The organism is Phyllobacterium sp. TAF24 (genome assembly GCF_052113785.1).
Lineage (GTDB): Bacteria > Pseudomonadota > Alphaproteobacteria > Rhizobiales > Rhizobiaceae > Phyllobacterium.
Genome location: NZ_JBFRDN010000011.1, coordinates 118,411 through 138,705, shown reverse-complemented (window position 1 = coordinate 138,705; position 20,295 = coordinate 118,411). Strand labels below are relative to the sequence as shown.

Here is a 20,295-nt window from a genome sequence, read left to right as displayed (position 1 = left end):
TGATGGCGTTGTGTTCCACCGCGTTATCGACGGTTTCATGGCGCAGACTGGCGACGTGAAGTTTGGCAAGCAGGGCGGTTCGTCGTTCAATCCATCGCGCGCCGGTATGGGTGGTTCGGAAAAACCTGATCTGAAGGCTGAATTCTCCAATGCCAACCATGGTCGTGGCGCTTGCTCCATGGCCCGTTCGCAGAACCCGAATTCTGCCAATTCCCAATTCTTCATCTGCTTTGATGATGCTGCTTTTCTCAACCGTCAGTACACGGTTTGGGGTCAGGTTATCGAAGGTATGGACAATGTCGACACGATCAAGCGCGGCGAGCCTGTGCAGGATCCGGATTCGATCGTTTCCATGCGCGTTGCCGCAGACGTCGAATAAGATCGCATTGATACATCATGCGTGTTGATCTTTTCGATTTTGACCTGCCGGAAGAAAACATCGCATTGAGACCTGCAGAGCCGCGCGATTCAGCGCGGCTTTTGCTTGTGAAGGCGAATGCTTCAGGATTTGAGGACAGTACCGTACAGAATCTCGGTGATTTTCTGCAGGCTGGCGATGCGCTCGTTTTCAATGATACCAAAGTGATACCTGCGCAACTTGAAGGTTTTCGCGAGCGCGACGGCGTGAAAGCCCAAATCAGCGCGACCCTGCATATGCGCACCGGACCGGATCGCTGGAAGGCCTTTTTGCGCCCCGCGAAACGCATCAAACAAGGCGAGCGGATCGATTTCGGCCATGGCAACAATGCCTGTCTGCTGGGATCGCTTCAGGCCATTGTTGCAGAGAAAGGCGAAGCGGGCGAGGCTTTGCTGGTCTTTGATTTCAGCGGCGCCGATCTTGATCAAGCGATTGCTGCCGTCGGGCATATTCCCTTGCCGCCCTATATTGCCTCAAAGCGTGTAGAAGACGGCCGCGATAAGGAAGATTATCAGACCATTTATGCTCGTGAGGAAGGTGCAGTCGCTGCGCCCACTGCTGGGCTGCATTTTACGCCTGCACTGCTCGAAGACCTGAAAAAGCGCGGTATCGAAGAACATTTCGTGACGCTGCATGTGGGCGCGGGTACGTTTTTGCCCGTCAAAGCCGATGATACTGCCGATCACAAGATGCACGCGGAGATCGGCCACGTCGATCAAGCCACTGCCGATGCGCTGAATGCCGTGAAAGCACGGGGTGGACGTATTGTCAGCGTCGGCACGACATCGCTGCGACTGCTTGAGAGCGCGACCACGCCCGATGGCGTTGTCAAGGCGTGGTCCGGTCCGACGGATATTTTCATCACACCGGGTTATCAGTTCCGCGCGGTTGATCTGCTGATGACCAATTTTCATCTGCCCAAATCGACGCTGTTCATGCTGGTTTCCGCCTTCAGCGGGTTTGAGCGCATGCATGAGGCTTATGCCTATGCGATCAAAAATCACTACCGCTTCTATTCCTATGGCGATGCAAGCCTGTTATGGCGATCCGCATCATGACAGAAAATTTTGAATTCAAACTGATCGCAACCGATGGCAAAGCCCGGCGTGGTGAAATCACCATGCCACGCGGCACCGTGCGAACGCCCGCATTCATGCCTGTAGGTACAGCTGGGACGGTCAAAGCCATGTATATGGATCAGGTCTCCGATCTTGGTGCCGATATCATCCTTGGCAATACCTATCATCTGATGCTGCGCCCCAGTGCCGAACGCATTGCCAAGCTGGGCGGTCTGCATGATTTCGCCCGCTGGCCGGGGCCAATCCTGACGGACTCCGGTGGTTTTCAGGTCATGTCGCTGGCGCAGTTGCGCAAGCTTGATGAAAAGGGTGTGACCTTCCGCTCCCACATCGATGGCCGTGCCTATGAAATGAGCCCGGAGCGGTCGATCGAGATACAGGGCTTGCTTGATTCCGATATTCAGATGCAGCTCGATGAATGTGTGGCTTTGCCATCAACACCGAAAGATATCCAGCGCGCCATGGAATTGTCGTTGCGCTGGGCCGAACGGTGCAAGACGGCCTTTGGTGTTCAACCGGGTAAGGCGATGTTTGGCATTGTGCAGGGTGGCGACGTGCCGGATTTGCGCATTCGTTCAGCACAGGCGCTGAAAGTCATGGATTTGAAGGGCTATGCGGTCGGTGGTCTTGCCGTCGGTGAGCCACAGGACGTCATGCTCGACATGCTCGATGTGACCTGTCCTGAACTTCCCTCAGAAAAGCCGCGTTATCTCATGGGCGTCGGTACGCCTGACGATATTCTGAAATCCGTCGCACGCGGGATCGATATGTTCGACTGCGTGATGCCGACACGGGCAGGGCGGCACGGTCTTGCCTTTACCCGGCGAGGCAAGGTCAATTTGCGCAATGCCCGCCATGCGGATGATCCGCGTCCGCTTGATGAAGAGTCCTCATGCCCGGCAGCGCGTGATTACAGCCGCGCCTATCTGCATCATCTGGTCAAATCAGGTGAAGCACTCGGCGGCATGCTGCTGACATGGAATAATCTGGCCTATTACCAGCAGCATATGCAGGGCATCCGCGATGCCATTGAGGCCAAACGCTTCGAGGCATTCAGCGAAGAGACCCAAGGTGCCTGGGCTCAGGGTGATATTCCGGTTTATGCCTGATCAGCCCGTTGCGGGCTGGGATGGCTTATCGGGATCACAGGGCGCAAAAAGCTGACGCAACCCGTCAATCGCCGTGATCTGATCTTCGTGGGTCAGGGTATCCATATCGAGCAGCTTCAGGCTGCGCAGGCCTTCTATGGTCAGAAATGCGATCAGCGCCATTGTCGGATCTTCCGAGTTCTCTTTCATACGATCGAGTAATTGTTTGTTGTAGCGCCTGATGGGATCGATAAAGCTCGGATCATTGGCGATAGCAGCCAATATGCCCGATGGTTCAGGCTCATTGAGCACAAATTCAGCGCGATACACCTCGATACAGGCCTGAACCACGCTGTTCACCTTGTGGTTTCGCTTGGCCTCCTGCATGCGCAGTGATTCGTCAAACTCCGCCACATGGTGCTCAACCAGTGCTTCGAGCAGTTTGGCCTTGGTGGGGAACGTATAGAGCAAGCCGCCTTTTGAAAGCCCCGCTCGCCTAGCCACTGCATCAAGAGAGAGGTGAACAGGACCCACCTCCATGGCGATTTCCGCAGCTGCCTGCAGAATTTTATCTTTCGTTGTGAGAACTGCCGCCCGCATTCTGCTCTTTCTTCAAAACTTTAGTCCCATAAGGAATCCTGTTTCTATTGACTTTACCGTCCGGACGGTACAGTAAATGGCACGTGGCAATCAAGTCCACATCACGTTATTCTCATTTGACAGGCTGGCAACAAACTTTGCTGGCCATTGTTTTGTTCCGGAGCGGTTCCCCATGATAAAGCGCTACATTCTACCCGTGATCATTTTACTTTTGGTCGTGGTGCTTGGCGGAGGCTTGGTTTGGTTCAATTATTTCAAAGAGGGAATGATCAAGCAGTTCTTTGCCACCATGCAACAGCCTGCCCAAGCTGTCTCGACCTACAAGGTTGAACCCAGCGTATGGACACCGAATATTGAAGCCATCGGCTCCGTCAGCGCTATTCAGGGCGTTAGCCTGGCTGTTGAGGTTGCTGGTATCGTCAAGGAAATCCCTTTCACGGCAAATCAGGTTGTAGAGCAGGGCGCTTCGCTCCTGCAGCTGGATGATGCCATCGAAAAGGCTGATATTGTGGCTGCCAAGGCTCAGGATGTTCTGAACGATCAGACATTGGCACGCGCACGCACGCTGAATACGCGTGGTGTCGGCGCTGAATCCAATGTGGATACGGCACAGGCCGCATCACTGGCCAAGAAGGCCGAAATTGCCAAATTGCAGGCCGTCATGGAGCAGAAGCTGCTCAAGGCGCCTTTCAGGGGCACGGTTGGTATTCCGCAGATCGAACAGGGACAGTATCTGAAGCCGGGTGATGTTGTCGTTTCGTTGCAGGACCTTGCCACCATGCGCGTCGATTTCACGGTTAACGAGCAAAATCTCAATCAGGTTCATATCGGACAACAGATCAAGATGAGCTTGTCAGATACCAACCAGAGCTACAATGGTGAGATCACGGCTGTAGAGCCACGGATCGATCCGGCAACGCGGCTGGTTTCCGTGCGTGCGAAGGTCGACAACTCGGACGGCAAATTGCGTCCGGGCCAGTTTGCTCAGGTGTATGTCACGCTTCCAAAGGAAGATGCGGTGTTTACTCTGCCGCAGACCGCGCTCGTCTCCAGCCTTTACGGCGATTACATCTTCGTTCTTCGTCCTGAGGTAAAGAAGGAAGAGCCGGCCAAGGCTGCCGATGCTGCCAAACCAGCAGACGCCGCCAAGCCAGCCGACGCAACAAAGCCAGCTGACCCTGCCGCTGCCAAGAAGGAAGAGCGATTTGTTCTTGCGCAGGTTTTCGTTACGCCGGGTCGCCGCTCAGGTCTTTTGGTTGAGATCACCAAAGGCATCAAGGCGGGCGATATTGTTGTGACTGCAGGCCAAAATCGCTTGAACGCCGGCGGAGCAGTGACAATTGCCAATGCCGTCAATCCAGCCAACACCACTGACGCGGGACTGCCCACAAAATGAATTTCTCAGATGTATTCATTCGCCGTCCAGTTCTGTCGACGGTTGTCGCCTTGATGATTATCCTGCTCGGCGCCCAAGGCGTGTCGAACCTTGCGGTTCGCCAGTACCCGAAGGTTGACGAAACGGCTATCACCATCACAACGACTTATGCGGGCGCCAGCGCCGATCTGATGCAGGGTTTCATTTCTGCACCAATTGCCAAGGCTGTCACCACAACGGAAAACATTGACTATGTGACATCATCATCGGTGCCGTCATCCAGCACGGTCACCGTGCAGATGAAACTTGGCGCTGATCCAGACGCGGCGCTGACCGAGGTCATTTCCAAGGTCAATCAGGTTCGCGGTGATCTGCCCACGGAAGCCGACGATCCCGTGATCAAGAAGGGTACAGGTCAGGAGTTCGCGACCATGTATCTGGCTGTGCAAAATCCCAACATGTCCAGTGTGCAGCTTACCGAATATCTGCAGCGCGTCATCCAGCCGCGTATGTCGACGATTCAAGGTGTTGCCGATGCGCAGGTTCTGGGTGGTCAGGTGTTCTCGATGCGTGTCTGGATCGATCCGATTCAGCTCGCTGCACGCAAGACCACCGCATCGGAGGTTTTGACCGCCATCAAGCAGTCAAACTTCCTGTCGGCGCCGGGCAAGATCGAAAACCTCTATGTCGCATCGCCAATTACGCTGAAAACAACCTTGCAGACGCCTGAAGCCTTTGGTGCGATGCCCATCAAGTCAGATGGCACCAATATCGTCCGTCTGCGCGATGTGGCCCGAATTGAGCTTGGAGCTGTCAATACGGACACACGGGTTACTTTCAATGGATCAAGCGGTACGTTCCTCGGTATTTTCCCGACACCATCGGCGAACCCGCTGGATATGACGGCTGCTGTACGCAAAGAACTGCCTGCGATCGACGCCACGCTTCCAGAAGGCATGTCTATCATCATGCTTTACGATTCGACTGAGCAGATCAGCTCGTCCATCGAGGAAGTGTTCAAGACGATCGGTGAAGCGGTGCTCATTGTTGTTCTGGTGATTTTGCTTTTCCTTGGATCATTCCGCTCGGTTATCATTCCGGTCGTAACGATCCCAATTTCACTGGTTGGCGTCTGCTTTTTCCTGTTCCTTCTAGGGTATTCGATCAATCTGCTTTCGCTGCTCGCGATGGTTCTGGCGATCGGTCTCGTCGTTGACGACGCGATCGTGGTTCTGGAAAACATCCATCGTCACATCGAAGAGGGGCTCAAGCCAATCGACGCTGCGCTTAAGGGCATGAAGGAAATCACCGGCCCGATCATTGCGATGACGATTACACTGGCTGCTGTGTTTGCGCCGCTCGGGTTTACCGGCGGTCTCACCGGTGCGTTGTTCCGCGAGTTTGCGTTCACGCTGGCTGGTGCGGTCATCATTTCGGGCGTAGCCGCTTTGACGGTCTCGCCCATGATGTGCGCCTTGCTGCTGAAAAGTGGCAATCACAGCCGTTTCCAGCGTATCGTTGATAACAGCTTCAGCTGGCTGGAAGGTGCCTATGAACGACGGGTTGCAGGATCACTGGCTTTCCGGCCGATAACCCTGTTCATCGTTATAGCGCTTGTGGCTTTGACGGCCTTCCTGTTCAACAAAACATCATCCGAACTGGCACCGGAAGAAGATTCGGGCTTCCTGGTATCGCTTGTCAACGCGCCGCAATATGCGACAACTGACTATACGCAGCTCTATGCCAATCAGATTGATGCCTTGACCAAGGATCTGCCTGAACTCAAAGCCCGCTTCAATATTGCGGGTCTGGGCACCACCAATTCGGCGTTTGCGATCTGGGTGTTCAAAGACTGGGCGCAACGCGAAAAGTCGCAGAAGCAGCTTCAGCAGGAGTTACAGGGCAGGATCAGCCCGGTAGCCGGTGCGCAGGCCTATATTTTCGCACTGCCAACTCTGCCCGGCACGGGTGGTGGCTTGCCGATTTCGGTCGTCATCCAATCGACGGGTCCCGCCGACAAGGTCTTCGAAGTGGCTGAGGAGATCAAGAACAAGGTGCAGGCTTCGGGCAAGTTCATTGTTGCGCAGAATTCGCTATCGTTTAACGCGCCACAGGTCACTGTGACGATTGATCGTGATCGTGCATCAGCTCTGGGTATTCCTGTCAGTGAAATCGGCCAGACGCTCGGGCTTCTGGTTGGTGGCGGCAAGATCGCGAAATTTGACCGCGATTCCAACAGCTACGATATCATTCCGCAGGTACCGCAAGATTTCCGTTCCAATCCGGAAAACCTTGGCAAATACTTCGTCAAGAGTTCATCCGGCGACATGGTGCCGTTGTCGGCGGTTATCAAAGTGACGGAAAATGCATCTCCGGCAGCTATCGAGCAGTTCAATCAGCTCAACTCGGCAACGATTTCCGCATTGCCGATGCCGGGCGTTACAACGGGTGAAGGCCTGAAGGCTGTGGTTGATACGGCACGTCCGTTGATGCCAAACGGCTTCTTCCTGGATTACACAGGCCAATCGCGTCTGGAGGTCACGCAGGGCAATACAATCCTGATTGCTTTCGTGCTCGCTATCGTCGTGATCTACCTTGTGCTTGCGGCACAGTTCGAAAGCTTCCGCGATCCGTTCATCATCATGATGTCGGTTCCGCTGTCGATTTTCGGTGCAATTGTTCCGCTCAATATGGGACTTGGTACGCTGAACATCTATACGCAGGTGGGGCTGATCACCCTTGTGGGGCTGATCACCAAGCACGGCATTCTCATGGTGGAGTTTGCCAACCAGCAGCGTGAACTGCACGGCATATCGCGGCACGATGCGATTATTCTGGCGGCCAAGACACGTCTTCGCCCGATCCTGATGACCACAGCAGCCATGGCGCTCGGCGTTATTCCGCTGATCACGGCAACAGGTGCGGGTGCGGCAGCCCGCTACTCCATCGGTCTGGTGATCTTCTCGGGTATTCTGGTTGGTACGATCTTCACGCTTTTTGTGGTGCCGATGTTCTACACCTTCATTTCCCACAAGGATCATAAGGTTGAGACAGTGACCAAACCACTGCCGGGTGCAGAACCTCAGCCAAGCCATACCTGATCGGTTGATTCTTGCGCAAAAAGAAAGCCTCCGAACCTTGCCGGGTTCGGAGGCTTTGTCATTTTTGGTGTTCTATAACGTCAGGCTCGTTTAACAGCGCGAAGAATGACGAGCAGTAAACCCTGCTCCCGGCAAACGATTATCAAAAGACGTATTCTGTGAAATGCGACACACGGTTCATCATGTTTTGAAATCCATTTGCGACAAACCAAGCAGATGAACGTCGTTTAATAATGCAGAAAGAACTTGATTTACCGGGAGCGATGAGACAACCCCGCTTATGAATAAGTGAACACTTAGCATGACGTTGATGACATGGATGAAGAATTGTCAATGTTTGTAGATTCGGAGGATGACGACGAAAGCCATTGTAACTAACGCCGAGGAGATAAGTGCCGAGACATATACTACCGATATATTATGCTCGGCAAGGAAGTTCGAGACGATAAGATAGAAGACAATCACTCCAATGGAACCGATGGCAGCACCGCGAATTGCGGCAACGGCTGCAAAACCACCGAGTTGTACGTGGGCGAATACTAAAAGTGGCCAGGCTATTACCGGTATTGGCGATAGAATTCCGCTTATTCCTGGGCCAAGATAGTTCGCAAAGGTTGTAATCCCTAAAACAAGGACCATAGACGCCGTGATGCGTCCGATGATATCCCACCGAGGGAGCAATTGCGCACGATCAGTGCCGAGCTCTACAGGCTTACAGACGATTCTCAGCACTACTGACGTACACAAGCAGATCGAGCCACATTTGCTCACGAAGCTTGACGTGAGTTCACGTGCAATCTCGTACATTGTCGACGCGATAACGATATAGATGAACAGTGCTAGCGCGCAGCACGCCATTGGCGCAAAACGTTTTATTAGATCGGCGTAAATTAAATAGGTGATTAAGACCGCACTTAATCCGATCAACGCACCGGTAGCAGCTTCGCTAGCAAAATGAGCGCCCTGCTCGATTGCAAGATAGATGGAAATGGGACCCGAAGTTAGTGGCAAACCGGCAACCAGTCCGCCAACCAAGCTACCCCATCGCCTGGAAACCAGTGAAACCGCCCACATTAGAAACGGTGTAACTGTTAATTTTAGGAAAAGCATATCCATGCTGCGCCTCGCAAATGGCTAAACAGAAACGCTGAGTAGAAATTCGGAGGAACCGCCACTCCCATAATCTCCAGTTTTGTCCGCGTTAGGCTGAAAGAGGGTTAGGAGCTTCCGATTGTTCCATCTTGTTCGAATGCTCAAGATCTTTAAGAGCGTCTACAATACGGCTCCAAAATCCAAGCCTTACAACATTGAACGCAGTAACTTCGCGAAGTGCCGTTGCAAATGTTAACGGTTTCAACGTTTTCATCATACGCACTGCTTGAATACGGGCGTCCTCAGCGTGTCCCTCTTCGGCCGCGCCGCCCCAACCAATCGCCTGACCAGCGTGTTCATCATTATGCGCCTCAGTCCACGCTCTTGCCCGTACAAGTTCGGATGGCGGGAGTTGAGGTACGAGATGTTCAACCACCTGGCCCCAAGCGCCAATATAGGAGAGTTGGTTTGTGTCATGATCATCGACTGAACTCGCTTCACGCATCGCGAGTTCGAGCCTTCTGATTGCAAGCCATTTCTTGTCATAGGGGTTACGTGCCTCGGTGCCTCCACCGCGATCGTTCATGCGCGATTCAATTTCGATAATGCGAGAATGCAGATGCGTTATGGATGAATTACAACGTTCAGTATAATATATAGCCACGCGGATATCGTCATCGGTATAATCAGGTATATGGAGGTCGTTTTCGGCGAAATGGCGGTTTACGCTGTCGACGGTCCGCATAACGGGTTGCCCGGTTCGCTCCCGCTCAATAAGGATTTGCCGTAAGATGTGGTAGCTCGCCGGGGTAAGAACCGGTATCGACAGCGCTCGACCGATCACTGCAAAGCAATCGTATAGTAGAGTGGGGTGAGGTTTATGCGCTCGATCACCAGTTTCGTTTTTGGCATTTTCATTTAGAATGGCAGCCTCAGCATGCTCTCCGATAAGTGCGAGATGAGCAACGACATTGGGAATCGTACCATAAGTCGAAGATGACCGAGCGATCATCCCAAGCATCAGTACTTCAAGTTGACGATCAGAAAAGACATTCAGGTTCTCAAGCCGTGAAATTTTGTTCGCAATATATTCGACGATCAAGGGTGAAACGGAGCAGCTTGCGGAAAACTCTTTGAAATTATGCAGAACCTGCTCTTCATCTGAAAGATCCTGCCTTTCGTGGATAATATCTCGAATCTCGGTTACAAGAGATTCTGTTGCACTATTTATATACGGATATTGCATTGAATTTCCCCACATAATTATTACTACAAACCGCTAGGAGCCCGTTTTAAGAATCAACATGATGCTAAATTTGAAAGAAGTTTCGGCCAGTCAACGACCAAAAGCGTTCGCAGTTTGGATTCTCATCGCTTCAAACGACGCTTCAATCTCATGTCACTTGGCGCGGAAATCGATTTTCGAAAAGGGCTCTGAATCCCTTGGCTGCAAGCAGACCCCATAAATCTCGAGGCGATTAGAAATATGATGGTGTGTTAATCAAACGCGCGTTTTCTGGCATGCATGGCTACACCTATCGATTTACTGTCATAGTTTGACTTTGAAATCTAAGGGCCAGCGTTGGACCTAAGCTGTTTGAAATCAAACCTTATGTAGATGTATATACGAATCAGCCTCGCTCACCAATTCGTGGAATTACCTATCAGGGGTCGCAACAAGAGCAGTTAAAAATCCTGCGCTAAGATCGAGCGGCATGTGAACGTCATGCAGCCATGGCGCTCGGCGTTATTCCGCTGATTACGGCAACAGCTGCGGGTGCGGCAGCCCGCTACTCCATCGGTCTGGTAATCTTCTCGGGTATTCTGGTTGGTATGATCTTCACGCTTTTTGTGGTGCCGATGTGCGCAGAACCTCAGCCAAGCCATACCTGATCGGTTGATTATCGCGCAAAAAGAAAGCCTCCGAACCTTGCCGGGTTCGGAGGCTTTGTCATTTTTGGTGTTCTATAACGTCAGGCTCGTTTAACAGCGCGAAGAATGACGAGCAGTATAACGGCGCCGATTGTGGCCGCGATAATCGAGCCCAGAATTCCGGCTCCCAGCGATATGCCCAGACGCGGAAAGAGATATCCCGCTATGAACGCGCCAATGACGCCGACAATCAAGTCGCCGATGAGGCCAAATCCGCCTCCACGAACGAGCTGACTCGCCAGCCATCCAGCGATCAGTCCCACTAACAGGAAAATAAGTAGTGATTCTCCACCCATAGTCGTCTCTCCACATGCCGGTTGCGTTACGATGGTCCAGACCGTGGATGCCGCTCTTCATGGGCGATCCGTGATCGGCCGTAGAATCATCACGAGGATTTTACGATGGGAAATGTGTTTTGGGTAATTAAACTTGTATGGATCGGGTCGATTACCACAATATCTAGCGTCTTTGATCTGGCGTGACGCTATCCAGCAGAAATCATTGATCTTTTTTACTACTTAAAAACAATATGGCGGAAGCGTCAGACATCAAAAAGCTATGCCGGCTATGGTTTCCCATGTCCGGCATAGTTTTGAGACTAGTCAAGAATAGCGCATTGAGAAGATTAGACCTTCTTGGCAGCTGCCTTCTTGTGAGCCTTGTGCTTGACGGTCTTCTTGACGTGATGCTTTGCCTTTGCAGCGTGCTTAACGGGAGCGGCGGCTGTCGCTGGTGCTGCGGCAGCAGGTGCAGCTGCAGTTGCTGCGTTGGCGCTGGAAACGGTCAGAACTGGAGCCGAAACAGCGAGAGCGATGGCAAGGCCGAGAGCTGTATAGAGGGACTTTTTCATAGGTCAGTTTCCTTTTGATGGGGGCTCATGGGACACAGTCGATCAATCATCAATCGGCTGCACACCGAGCAGTTTCAACGCTTGGGCGAATGTCCTGATGCCTTGCGCCTGCTTGTTGCTGGCACAAAACCTGGTTGCCTTACGTTGAAGTGCTCTCGCCTTGGCAGCCCGTTTTGCCTCGGCGTGTTCGGTGATGGCTTGTTGAGTTTGCTGCTGAAGTTTGCCGCAAAGCACGGTACGGGTTGGCGTCTCATCAGCCATGGACGTCTCAATCGGCCCGGCGAAATACAGAGCGCCGGTCAGAATGATTGTCGATATGGTCAAAATGTTACGCATAGGACCCTTTGTGAATGCTTGTTCTGTTTCCGTGGTGGAGCAGAACCGATGCGCTTGTTATCGGGCACGACTATTGCGGGCGTTTTTCCGCTCTGTAGAGTTTTGTTTCTGGATTGTTTCTGAAATTGGAAGCGATGCTGAATCGCCCGTAGGCGCATATGTTCCGGCTGGTCAATGCGGATTTCGGACACTATCTTGTTGCCGGATAAGCAAATCAGAGCCTTTTATTGTTGAAAGATTCGCATGAAGTCCGAGCCACATATCCTGATTGTCGATGATGACGAGGCTATTCGTGATTTGCTGCATGAATTCCTGAAAAAGCGCGGCATGCGGGTTTCGGTCGCCAGAGACAATGACGAGATGCAGGTCATTTTTTCGCGCACGCCCGTCGACCTGCTGATTCTCGACGTGATGCTACCGGGCAAAAGCGGCATGGAGATTTGCCGTGACATCCGCATGCACTCGCGCGTGCCGATCATCATGTTGACGGCAATCACTGAAACCACCGATCGCGTTGTCGGACTGGAAATGGGAGCAGATGACTATGTTTCCAAGCCATTTGATCCGCGCGAATTGCTGGCACGGGTGAGGGCTGTTCTGCGCCGTCTTGACGGACCGGGGACGGATCGCCGTCTAGAGCCGCAGGTTTATAAATTTGCCGGATGGACCATGGATTGTTCACGGCGCCGGCTCGTATCGCCTGACAATGTGCGCGTGGAACTGACCAGCGGAGAGTTCAACCTGCTCGAAACGCTGGTCAAGAGCGCACAGCGCATGCTGAGCCGTGATCAGCTTCTGGAACTGGCGGGAAGCAATGTGGCCTATGGCTATGATCGCAGCATTGATATTCTCATCAGCCGTCTGCGCCGCAAGATGGAAGATGATCCGCGTTCGCCCAAGCTGATCCTGACAATTCGCGGTGGCGGATATCAGTTTGTGCCGGAAGTTATAGCGGAATGAAGCGTTTTTTCCCCCAGTCCTTGCCAAGCTGGATATTGCTCATCCTGATTGCCGGGTTGATCACGACACAGATTGCCACGCTGTCCATCGTCTCGCGCGATCGCAATGAGGGCAATAATATCCTTGAATTGTTTCGTCTGAGCGAGCGCGCCTATACGCTGGTGAAGCTGCTCTACGCTGCACCGCCACCGGAGCGAATCCGACTTGCTGCGGTCATGTCGAATGCATCAAGTCCGCTTTATATGTCAGATGATCCGGCAGTGACATCGGCGATCGCATCCGATGACAATCTTGCGGAGCTTGAAGATGTGCTTGTTGCACGCTTCTCGGCGTTTGGCGTCACCGATGCCCGGGTTCGCAGGGATTTACCCAATAAGGTTTCGCCAGGTACTGAGATAAGTTCGAGTGCCCTCAATCCTGATGTCGGTGTCGTGGAAAAACAGCTGTCAGATCTCGCGCAGGATTTTAGCCAAAGCGGTGGCCTTGCGGCATCTATCGAATTCAATGACGGGCAATGGCTGAACTTTGTAACACCGGTTTCGCCGATTGATCCTATTCTTACGGTGCAGACCCTTCCATTGTTCGGGGCGGTTGCAGCCATCGTCATCATTCTGTCGATCTGGGCGATGCGCAGGCTGACAGCGCCATATCGCGCACTGGAAAGTGCGGTGAAACGTATCGGTGAGGACGTCAAAATTCCCCCATTACCTGAATATGGCAGCTCGGAATATAAATCCGCGGCAAGGGCGGTGAATGCAATGCAGGAGCAGTTGCGCGAATATGTTGCGGACCGCGAGCAACTGGCAGCAGCATTGGCCCATGATTTGCGCACGCCATTGACCCGCATCCGCTTGCGGCTTGAACTTTTGCGCAAATCGCAGTTGCGCCAGTCATTGATGCAGGACCTCAATGATATTGAAGCGATTTCGCGTTCAGTCATCGATTTTGCCACCTATGAGGTGGTGGATGAGGAGCAGGAGAAGATCGATTTCTGGTCGCTCGTCGACTCTATTGTCGATAACTATCCTGAGGTTACGTTCGACAAAAAAAGTGCGGCTTCGCGCAAATTCATCTGCTTCGGCCGGCCAATTGCTCTGCGCCGTTGTGTTACAAACCTGATCGACAATGCGGTAACCTATGGTGAAAAGGCCAATGTCAGCCTGAAACAGGTGGGAAATGATATTGTTCTTGCGATCAAGGACAAGGGGCCGGGCATACCGCAAGCCAAACTGGATGAGGTTTTCCAGCCATTCCGGCGCGTGGAGGGTTCACGTAACAGGCAAACCGGTGGTTTTGGGCTGGGGCTTACCATTGCGCGCAATATTGCACAGCGCTGCGGTGGCGATATCAAGCTTGAGAATGATCCGGAAGGTGGCCTAAGGGCCGAACTAAGGATCCCGCTTGCAGCCTGACAGGGGATTATGTTCCGGGCTTTTCCTTCCTCAGTACAAATGCCTCTATGTCATCAAAGATGGCGTTCCAGTCCTGTTCGCTGATTTCCATGAAGCCGAAGAAGCGCAACATGAAAACGCCTTCCGTAGCGATGAATGCGGTTCTTGCCCRCCGTCCTTCTTCCGTCGTCAGGTCGAAATCCGCCATTCTCGTGCGATACCATTCGCGGGTGCTGCCAAGATGTTCGGGCGTCTGGATAAGTGATGCCATCAGGCTTGCGGCTTTGGCGTTAGAGCTTTCGTCGCCTTTGCGCGTGGCCTCCAGATGGGCGTGGATAGGCGAGGCGGATGCATTTTGGGTCAGTTGCACCACTTGCGTATCATAGTCCTGCCCCCAGCGCTCCAGCATGGCGTCGATCAAAGCGCCTTTCGTACCAAAGCAATATTGCACGCCGCCTTTGGTAATACCGGCAGCCTTTGCAACGGCATCGATGGTCAATGCAGCTGCGCCGACCTTGCTCACAACAGATTCTGCCGCGTCGAGAACCTTATCCCGATCAATCGTGCGTTTCCGGCCCAAATTGATCTCCCTCTTCCATTTCAATACGATCGTATTTATATATGTATTGCGGATCGATGAACAATCGGTCCGCGATTGCAATTATAACGGGAGCGAAGAACGCTCCAATGGTGAAAGAAATGCTACCCCAAAACCGCTGGCTGGTCCTTGCGATCGTCTCCAGCGCTCTGTTCCTCGTCGTCATTGACATGACAGTTCTTTACACGGCTTTGCCACGTCTAACCCATGATCTTCATGCCTCTGCATCCGCCAAGCTGTGGATCGTCAATGCTTATCCTCTTGTTGTTGCCGGTTTGCTGCCCGGTGCCGGTGCGCTTGGCGACCGGTTTGGCAACAAGAAACTCTTTTCCGCCGGCCTTGTCGTATTCGGTCTGGCCTCTCTGGCGGCAGCTTTTTCTCCAACAAGCGGCGTTCTCATCGCTTCACGCGCTTTGCTGGCCGTCGGCGCGGCCATGATGATGCCCGCTACGCTTTCAATCGTGCGGCAGACATTTTCCGATGAAAAGGAACGGGCCTTTGCTATTGGCATCTGGGCGGCAATTGCCTCAGGCGGTGCCGCCATTGGCCCGGTCCTCGGCGGTGTCCTGCTGGAGTATTTCTGGTGGGGTTCAGTCTTCCTGATCAACGTTCCGATTGTCGTTGTCGCGCTTGCCTTTACGCTCTGGGTCATTCCTAACCGGGCGGGTGATGCGACGCGGCCGTGGGATATTGTTGCCTCGGGGCAGATCATGGTCGGCCTCATCGGGGTGACCTATGCGATCAAGGAGTTTGGCAAACAGGCGCCTGTCTACGCAGTTGCATCGATAGCCGCTATCATCGGCATTGCCTTTCTTTGGCTGTTCATTCGGCGTCAGGGGCGTTCGGCGCAACCGATGATTGACTTCAAACTCTTCCGTAACAGGCGGTTTTCAGCGGGTGTTGCCACCGCCTTCATTGCTTCGCTTGCCCTTGTTGGCATTGAATTGGTACTGAGCCAGCGCTTTCAGCTGGTCATGGGATTGTCGCCACTTGAGGCCGGACTTCTTATTTTGCCGGTACCATTGGCTGCTTTTGTTGCTGCGCCGATTGCCGGATTGGCGCTGCCGCGCCTCGGATCGGAACGTATCATGTGGGTCAGTCTCGTTGCAGCCGGACTTGGCGTTGCCAGCCTGCTCTACGTGTATGATGCAAAACCCTTTGTGCAGATTTCAAGCCTCGTGGTTCTTGGCTTCGGTTTCGGTGCGGCGATGACTGCGGCATCAAGCGCCGTCATGCTCAATACGCCGGAAGAGAGCGCCGGAACGGTGGCTTCGATCGAGGAGGTTTCCTATGAACTTGGCGGCGCAATGGGCGTTGCGCTGCTCGGCAGCCTTATGTCGACGATCTACAGCGTTACACTGGTGTTGCCTGATACGATGAATGTATCGGCATTGGTTTACGACAGTCTTGATGAGGCATTGATCATGGCGCAGGGGCTCGCGCCTGATACTGCCTCGACCTTGATTGGCTTGGCCAACGCCGCATTCGAACAGGCGTTTACATCGGTCATCATAGTCGCTTCGGCACTGCTGTTGTTAACAGCCATAACGATCGGGATTACAACACGTGCAGGCAGGGCCTGATTGCTGATGTGAACCCACCCGACTTGAACGGCCGGGTGGGTTCAATTGCATTTCACTTTTCAACAATGGTGAAAGACGATGCTGTGTCGTAGAAAAAGCGCTCTTCGATAATGCGATCGCCTTGCCAATGCTGATAGGCCAGTTCTTCCAGTCGCCGCGTCACGCCTTCGCGGTTGGTGGCGTCGAATACCCAATGAATAACAACATTATCGCCATCAACGAGTACAGCACGGGCAGGGTGGGTATGCATGTTCTGCAACCGGTCCAAAGCCGCTTGCTCATGCGCAACCAGCACATCGCGACCGCGCCGTGGCTCTTTTCCCGGCTCCTGCATTGATGCATCCTCATGATAAAAATCGCGGATGGCTTTCACATGATCGCCGCTTTCAACAATTGCCACAAAGGCTTCAACACGGCTTCGCTCCGGCATGGCACTATTCCTTCATTCGGATGAGTTTTGTGGTTAGAACACGATTGCACCAGCGAGACTTGGAGGGCTGGGGCATGGGTTGTTTCATCATCACTAGATAATAGCGCGCGACAAGCCCCCATCAACTGGGATGGCCGCTCCGGTTACATAAGATGCCTGCTCGCTGGCGAGAAACGCCGCCACGGCTCCGAACTCCTCAGCCGTACCATAGCGGCCAACCGGAATCTCGGCCTGACTTTGTGCGGCTATGACGGAAACATCCAGGCCTTGTGCGTCGGCATCCATTTGGTCGAGCTTGTCCGTACGTGCCGTAGCCAGACGCCCGGCAAGCAGCAAGTTGACGGTTACGCCATCTGCTGCGACTTCACCCGCAAGGCTCTTTGCCCAACCGGCAACGGCCGCCCGCAGCGCGTTTGATGCGGTCAGGCCCGCAATCGGCTCCCGGACACTGGTCGATGACACGACGAGGATGCGGCCCCAGTGCCGTTCGCGCATTCTGGGGAGAAAATGCGCTGCAATGCGCACGCCGGAGAGAAACATCGTTTCGAACTGCGTTCGCCATTGCACAATATTGAGCGAAGATGCGGAAAATGGTGGTGGGCCCCCACCGTTCAAAAGCAGAATATCAACCCCGCCCATGTCCCGATCAATGCGGTCAAGCATGGCTGCCAAAGCCACCGGATCAGCAAGATCGGCATTGAGAGCAAAGGAGCGGGGAGAATGGGCACGAAGCTCATTCACTGTGTCATTCAACGCTGCTTCGTCCCGACCCGATATGGCAATGATTGCGCCGTTTTCGGCGAGAGACTTTGCTACTCCGCGACCAAGCCCCTTATTGCCACCCAGCACAAGCGCGCGTTTTCCATCCAATCCGAAATTCATGGTAATGATCTCACTGTTATTGACGCCTAGCTGATATGGATGATTGCATCGACTTCCACAGGTACATTGAGTGGCAGTCCCGCCATGCCGATGGCTGCACGGGCGTGTTTTCCCTTGTTACCCAGGATATTCAGGAGCAACTCGGATGCACCATTCCCGACAGCAGAAAATTCACTGAAGCCAGCAACAGCGTTGATGTAAACAGTGACTTTAGCGATCTGCACCACGCGCGAGATATCGCCGCCAAGTTCTTCGCTGAGCCAGAACAGCATATTGGCTGCGCAAATTTCTGCTGCCTTTTTGGCATCTTCAATGCTGACCGCGTCGCCGACTTTGCCGGTGAATGCGATGTTCTCGCCGATCTCCGGTATTTGCCCCGATATATAGACAATATTGTCGATACGTATGGCTGGCTTGAAGGGGAAATCCGCAGGTGTAATAGCGGGCCAGGTCAGGCCAGTTTCCTCAAAACGTTCGCGAAATGTGGTCAAGATCAACTCCTTGGTTCAGGAGTGTTCCTTGCCATATGACCAAGTCATAATGTATCTTGATATTTCTTATATCAATATAAGGAATATTGATGGACTTGAATCTTGATCCGCATCTTTTGCGAGCACTCATTGTGGTTGCTGAAACCGGCACCGTCAGCGGAGCCGCCGAACGTTTGTCACGCACGCAGGCAGCGGTGAGCATGCAGATCAAGCGATTGGAGGTTGATCTCGGCGTGCAACTTCTCAATCGCACTTCGCGCGGTGTCTCGCTGACCGATTCTGGCGAGGTTCTCGTGGCTTATGCACGCAAGCTCATCGCGCTTGGTGAAGATGCGCGTTTGCAAATCGAAGGACGGCAGCTTGTTGGCCGTGTAAGGCTTGGGCTGATTGAAGATCTCGTGGTGACGCGCCTGCCCATCCTTCTGGCGGAGTTTCGCAAGCGGTTTCCGCAGGTTGAACTTGATCTGGTCACGGCACATAGTGGCGAACTCAGCCAAAGCTTGCAAAACGAGAAACTCGACATCGTGATTGCCGATCCATCGCGATTTTCGATTGTGCCGTTCTTTCACTGGTCGCGACAGCTGGTTTGGAGTGGAAGCCGGTTGATCGATGTGGGTGAGGGCGATGCAGTGCCTCTCATTGTGTTTGAGGGCTCATGCACATGGCAGGATAAGACAAGTGTGGCTTTTGCCAGTGCCGGTGTGGAATGGTCTGTGGCTTGCCGGGTGTCGAGCTATGGCGCCCTGATCGGAGCATTGCGGGCCGGGCTTGGATATAGCCTGATGTTGCCCGAGAGTATTCCAACCGATTGCGAAACGATTGACTCGGGACACAAGCTGCCGTCAGCGCCAAGCGCCGACTTCGGCCTGTTTATGGCCAAGGAGCCGTCCAAGATTACCAAGGAATTGGGGCTCTTCCTGCGGGAAAAGCTTGTACAGTAACCTTGTTGGCCCCGATACTGCGGTAAAGTTTGTCAAAGAAACTTGCGATAAACGACGAACCCTGAATGCTCGGCCACCTTGTTGTAGAGCTGCATGGCGGTGTGGTTGGTTTCATGTGTGAGCCAATATACACGCGGCGATCCTGCCAACTGCGCGCGCTCATAAACGCCGTTGATCAAAGCCCTGCCGACGCCCTTGCCCCGCGCGGCTTCGTTGGTGAACAGATCCTGCAAGTAGCAGTTTGGCGCAATCGAGGTGGTGCTTCGGTGAAAAATATAATGCGTCAGACCCAGAAGATTTCCATCGCTTTCGGCGACGAGGGCGTTCACGGGCTCGTAAGCATCGAAGAATCGCTCCCATGTCATCCGCGTGATTTCCGGTGCCAGGGCAGTCGGACCTGAACGGCCATAGAATGCGTTATAACCATCCCACAGCGGTAGCCATTGATCGTAATCCTGACGGCTAACGGGGCGGACGAGGAGGTTACTGGTCATTATTCATCCTGTGCTTTGGGGAAATCATGATTGCTGGAGTGCCGGAACCACGAAAATCTAGAGCAAAGATGGATAATTCGACAGGGTGCGATGCACATATTTTCAGTGCCGCCTACGAAGACTGAAATCAGCGATTTTTAATACCGTTTATTGAGTCTCACATGCTTTGCCGCCGTTTAACCAGCATCAGGCGCTCATAAAGCTGCAATCGCTTTGGCCGTTTTCTGCGGGCCGACAATATTGGGGCTGACAGAAGGCTGGGTTGCAGGCACACGGAATTCAGATGAGTGACCTTATCGCCGCGCACTGTCCATGTATGGAGGAAAGGCACGGTGGCGTCGCCTTCATGCATCTTGAGGTGAACGAGAGCGTGTACCTCGTCATCCTGGGAATTCAGAGTTTCATAGACGACGGATGTCGGCTCAAGATAGAGAGAATATTGCCGTACGCATGTGCCAAGATAATGATCCGGGCCCTTGTAAACACCGCCCCAAGGTACGCTATCGCCAATACGGGCGACGAATTCACTATCGAGTAAAGGTGCGGTTGATTGCGGCCCGCCGTTTCGTGTTTTCTCGTAAACGAGCCTGATCAGTGCTTTATTCTTGTCCTTGGTGTTCCCGTTCATTTTGTTTTGACCCTCAGTGACCGCGT

General features: G+C 53.3%; 21 protein-coding genes and 1 pseudogene. 10 read left to right on the top strand and 12 right to left on the bottom strand.

The window, feature by feature from the left end; genetic code table 11:
• From AB4Y96_RS12315 to tgt, 3 genes are all read left to right on the top strand, one after another.
• The coding region (locus AB4Y96_RS12315; RefSeq protein WP_441917620.1) for a peptidylprolyl isomerase at positions 1–379 on the top strand (379 nt) is incomplete at its 5' end.
• Positions 380–396: 17 nt separating this feature from the next.
• A complete protein-coding gene (gene queA, locus AB4Y96_RS12310; RefSeq protein WP_441917618.1) occupies positions 397–1,476 on the top strand; it encodes a tRNA preQ1(34) S-adenosylmethionine ribosyltransferase-isomerase QueA in 1,080 nt (359 codons plus the stop codon).
• Positions 1,473–2,606, top strand: coding sequence for a tRNA guanosine(34) transglycosylase Tgt (gene tgt / locus AB4Y96_RS12305; RefSeq protein ID WP_441917616.1), 1,134 nt, complete (start codon positions 1,473–1,475; stop codon positions 2,604–2,606). The genes queA and tgt overlap by 4 nt, the downstream gene beginning before the upstream one ends.
• On the opposite strand, the gene AB4Y96_RS12300 is transcribed toward tgt, so the two are convergent.
• Positions 2,607–3,185, bottom strand: a complete 579-nt coding sequence (locus tag AB4Y96_RS12300; RefSeq protein WP_091876932.1) for a TetR/AcrR family transcriptional regulator — start codon at positions 3,183–3,185, stop codon at positions 2,607–2,609.
• A gap of 172 nt (positions 3,186–3,357) precedes the next feature.
• On the opposite strand from AB4Y96_RS12300, the gene AB4Y96_RS12295 reads away from it, so the two are divergent.
• The gene (locus AB4Y96_RS12295) at positions 3,358–4,581 is read left to right on the top strand and encodes an efflux RND transporter periplasmic adaptor subunit (RefSeq protein WP_441917613.1); all 1,224 of its coding nucleotides are present in this window, start codon (positions 3,358–3,360) and stop codon (positions 4,579–4,581) included.
• Entirely contained in the window at positions 4,578–7,661 is a 3,084-nt protein-coding gene (locus tag AB4Y96_RS12290) for an efflux RND transporter permease subunit (protein WP_441917611.1), read from the top strand. The genes AB4Y96_RS12295 and AB4Y96_RS12290 overlap by 4 nt, the downstream gene beginning before the upstream one ends.
• Before the next feature lie 330 nt (positions 7,662–7,991).
• On the opposite strand, the gene AB4Y96_RS12285 is transcribed toward AB4Y96_RS12290, so the two are convergent.
• A complete protein-coding gene (locus AB4Y96_RS12285; RefSeq protein ID WP_441917609.1) occupies positions 7,992–8,777 on the bottom strand; it encodes a hypothetical protein in 786 nt (261 codons plus the stop codon).
• Positions 8,778–8,862: 85 nt separating this feature from the next.
• Complete coding sequence (locus AB4Y96_RS12280) at positions 8,863–9,999, bottom strand: hypothetical protein (RefSeq protein WP_441917607.1); 1,137 nt, start codon at positions 9,997–9,999, stop codon at positions 8,863–8,865.
• 482 nt (positions 10,000–10,481) lie between these two features.
• Between AB4Y96_RS12280 and AB4Y96_RS12275 the strand changes: the two are divergent.
• Positions 10,482–10,616: pseudogene (locus tag AB4Y96_RS12275) on the top strand (efflux RND transporter permease subunit); the annotation flags it as partial.
• Positions 10,617–10,726: 110 nt separating this feature from the next.
• Here AB4Y96_RS12275 and AB4Y96_RS12270 read toward each other — a convergent pair.
• From AB4Y96_RS12270 to AB4Y96_RS12260, 3 genes are all read right to left on the bottom strand, one after another.
• The gene (locus tag AB4Y96_RS12270; RefSeq protein WP_091876926.1) at positions 10,727–10,981 is read right to left on the bottom strand and encodes a GlsB/YeaQ/YmgE family stress response membrane protein; all 255 of its coding nucleotides are present in this window, start codon (positions 10,979–10,981) and stop codon (positions 10,727–10,729) included.
• A 329-nt stretch (positions 10,982–11,310) separates the two neighbouring features.
• Positions 11,311–11,535, bottom strand: a complete 225-nt coding sequence (locus tag AB4Y96_RS12265; RefSeq protein WP_091876924.1) for a hypothetical protein — start codon at positions 11,533–11,535, stop codon at positions 11,311–11,313.
• A 42-nt stretch (positions 11,536–11,577) separates the two neighbouring features.
• Positions 11,578–11,871, bottom strand: coding sequence for a hypothetical protein (locus tag AB4Y96_RS12260; RefSeq protein WP_175540492.1), 294 nt, complete (start codon positions 11,869–11,871; stop codon positions 11,578–11,580).
• A 243-nt stretch (positions 11,872–12,114) separates the two neighbouring features.
• Here AB4Y96_RS12260 and AB4Y96_RS12255 point away from each other — a divergent pair, with 243 nt between their 5' ends.
• Entirely contained in the window at positions 12,115–12,831 is a 717-nt protein-coding gene (locus AB4Y96_RS12255) for a response regulator (RefSeq protein ID WP_091876922.1), read from the top strand.
• Entirely contained in the window at positions 12,828–14,243 is a 1,416-nt protein-coding gene (locus AB4Y96_RS12250) for an ATP-binding protein (RefSeq protein ID WP_091876920.1), read from the top strand. Before AB4Y96_RS12255 ends, AB4Y96_RS12250 begins: the two co-directional genes overlap by 4 nt.
• Before the next feature lie 7 nt (positions 14,244–14,250).
• Here the strand turns inward: AB4Y96_RS12250 and AB4Y96_RS12245 are convergent, their stop codons facing one another.
• On the bottom strand, positions 14,251–14,802 hold the full coding sequence (locus tag AB4Y96_RS12245; RefSeq protein ID WP_441917603.1) for a TetR family transcriptional regulator: 552 nt from the start codon (positions 14,800–14,802) through the stop codon (positions 14,251–14,253).
• 119 nt (positions 14,803–14,921) lie between these two features.
• Between AB4Y96_RS12245 and AB4Y96_RS12240 the strand changes: the two genes are divergently transcribed.
• Positions 14,922–16,403 (top strand): MFS transporter, encoded by a 1,482-nt coding sequence (locus AB4Y96_RS12240; RefSeq protein ID WP_441917601.1) that lies wholly within the window; start codon positions 14,922–14,924, stop codon positions 16,401–16,403.
• Positions 16,404–16,455: 52 nt separating this feature from the next.
• Here the strand turns inward: AB4Y96_RS12240 and AB4Y96_RS12235 are convergent, their stop codons facing one another.
• From AB4Y96_RS12235 to AB4Y96_RS12225, 3 genes are all read right to left on the bottom strand, one after another.
• The gene (locus AB4Y96_RS12235) at positions 16,456–16,833 is read right to left on the bottom strand and encodes a nuclear transport factor 2 family protein (protein WP_441917599.1); all 378 of its coding nucleotides are present in this window, start codon (positions 16,831–16,833) and stop codon (positions 16,456–16,458) included.
• A 93-nt stretch (positions 16,834–16,926) separates the two neighbouring features.
• On the bottom strand, positions 16,927–17,715 hold the full coding sequence (locus AB4Y96_RS12230) for an SDR family oxidoreductase (RefSeq protein WP_441917597.1): 789 nt from the start codon (positions 17,713–17,715) through the stop codon (positions 16,927–16,929).
• Between the two features lie 26 nt (positions 17,716–17,741).
• The gene (locus AB4Y96_RS12225) at positions 17,742–18,206 is read right to left on the bottom strand and encodes a RidA family protein (RefSeq protein WP_441917595.1); all 465 of its coding nucleotides are present in this window, start codon (positions 18,204–18,206) and stop codon (positions 17,742–17,744) included.
• A gap of 89 nt (positions 18,207–18,295) precedes the next feature.
• Between AB4Y96_RS12225 and AB4Y96_RS12220 the strand changes: the two genes are divergently transcribed.
• Positions 18,296–19,147, top strand: coding sequence for a LysR family transcriptional regulator (locus AB4Y96_RS12220; protein ID WP_441917593.1), 852 nt, complete (start codon positions 18,296–18,298; stop codon positions 19,145–19,147).
• Positions 19,148–19,179: 32 nt separating this feature from the next.
• Here the strand turns inward: AB4Y96_RS12220 and AB4Y96_RS12215 are convergent, their stop codons facing one another.
• Together AB4Y96_RS12215 and AB4Y96_RS12210 are read right to left on the bottom strand one after the other, a co-directional pair.
• The gene (locus tag AB4Y96_RS12215) at positions 19,180–19,641 is read right to left on the bottom strand and encodes a GNAT family N-acetyltransferase (protein WP_091876908.1); all 462 of its coding nucleotides are present in this window, start codon (positions 19,639–19,641) and stop codon (positions 19,180–19,182) included.
• A 157-nt stretch (positions 19,642–19,798) separates the two neighbouring features.
• Positions 19,799–20,269 carry a hypothetical protein gene (locus tag AB4Y96_RS12210; protein ID WP_091876906.1) on the bottom strand — a complete coding sequence of 157 codons (471 nt, stop codon included), beginning with the start codon at positions 20,267–20,269 and terminating at the stop codon, positions 19,799–19,801.
• Between the last annotated feature and the right edge of the window lie 26 nt (positions 20,270–20,295).

Coding starts and splice junctions, on each gene's coding strand:
- queA (WP_441917618.1), top strand. CDS start 397: ATGCGTGTTGATCTTTTCGATTTTGACCTGCCGGAAGAAAACATCGCA.
- tgt (WP_441917616.1), top strand. CDS start 1,473: ATGACAGAAAATTTTGAATTCAAACTGATCGCAACCGATGGCAAAGCC.
- AB4Y96_RS12300 (WP_091876932.1), bottom strand. CDS start 3,185: ATGCGGGCGGCAGTTCTCACAACGAAAGATAAAATTCTGCAGGCAGCT.
- AB4Y96_RS12295 (WP_441917613.1), top strand. CDS start 3,358: ATGATAAAGCGCTACATTCTACCCGTGATCATTTTACTTTTGGTCGTG.
- AB4Y96_RS12290 (WP_441917611.1), top strand. CDS start 4,578: ATGAATTTCTCAGATGTATTCATTCGCCGTCCAGTTCTGTCGACGGTT.
- AB4Y96_RS12285 (WP_441917609.1), bottom strand. CDS start 8,777: ATGGATATGCTTTTCCTAAAATTAACAGTTACACCGTTTCTAATGTGG.
- AB4Y96_RS12280 (WP_441917607.1), bottom strand. CDS start 9,999: ATGCAATATCCGTATATAAATAGTGCAACAGAATCTCTTGTAACCGAG.
- AB4Y96_RS12270 (WP_091876926.1), bottom strand. CDS start 10,981: ATGGGTGGAGAATCACTACTTATTTTCCTGTTAGTGGGACTGATCGCT.
- AB4Y96_RS12265 (WP_091876924.1), bottom strand. CDS start 11,535: ATGAAAAAGTCCCTCTATACAGCTCTCGGCCTTGCCATCGCTCTCGCT.
- AB4Y96_RS12260 (WP_175540492.1), bottom strand. CDS start 11,871: ATGCGTAACATTTTGACCATATCGACAATCATTCTGACCGGCGCTCTG.
- AB4Y96_RS12255 (WP_091876922.1), top strand. CDS start 12,115: ATGAAGTCCGAGCCACATATCCTGATTGTCGATGATGACGAGGCTATT.
- AB4Y96_RS12250 (WP_091876920.1), top strand. CDS start 12,828: ATGAAGCGTTTTTTCCCCCAGTCCTTGCCAAGCTGGATATTGCTCATC.
- AB4Y96_RS12240 (WP_441917601.1), top strand. CDS start 14,922: ATGCTACCCCAAAACCGCTGGCTGGTCCTTGCGATCGTCTCCAGCGCT.
- AB4Y96_RS12235 (WP_441917599.1), bottom strand. CDS start 16,833: ATGCCGGAGCGAAGCCGTGTTGAAGCCTTTGTGGCAATTGTTGAAAGC.
- AB4Y96_RS12230 (WP_441917597.1), bottom strand. CDS start 17,715: ATGAATTTCGGATTGGATGGAAAACGCGCGCTTGTGCTGGGTGGCAAT.
- AB4Y96_RS12220 (WP_441917593.1), top strand. CDS start 18,296: ATGGACTTGAATCTTGATCCGCATCTTTTGCGAGCACTCATTGTGGTT.
- AB4Y96_RS12215 (WP_091876908.1), bottom strand. CDS start 19,641: ATGACCAGTAACCTCCTCGTCCGCCCCGTTAGCCGTCAGGATTACGAT.
- AB4Y96_RS12210 (WP_091876906.1), bottom strand. CDS start 20,269: ATGAACGGGAACACCAAGGACAAGAATAAAGCACTGATCAGGCTCGTT.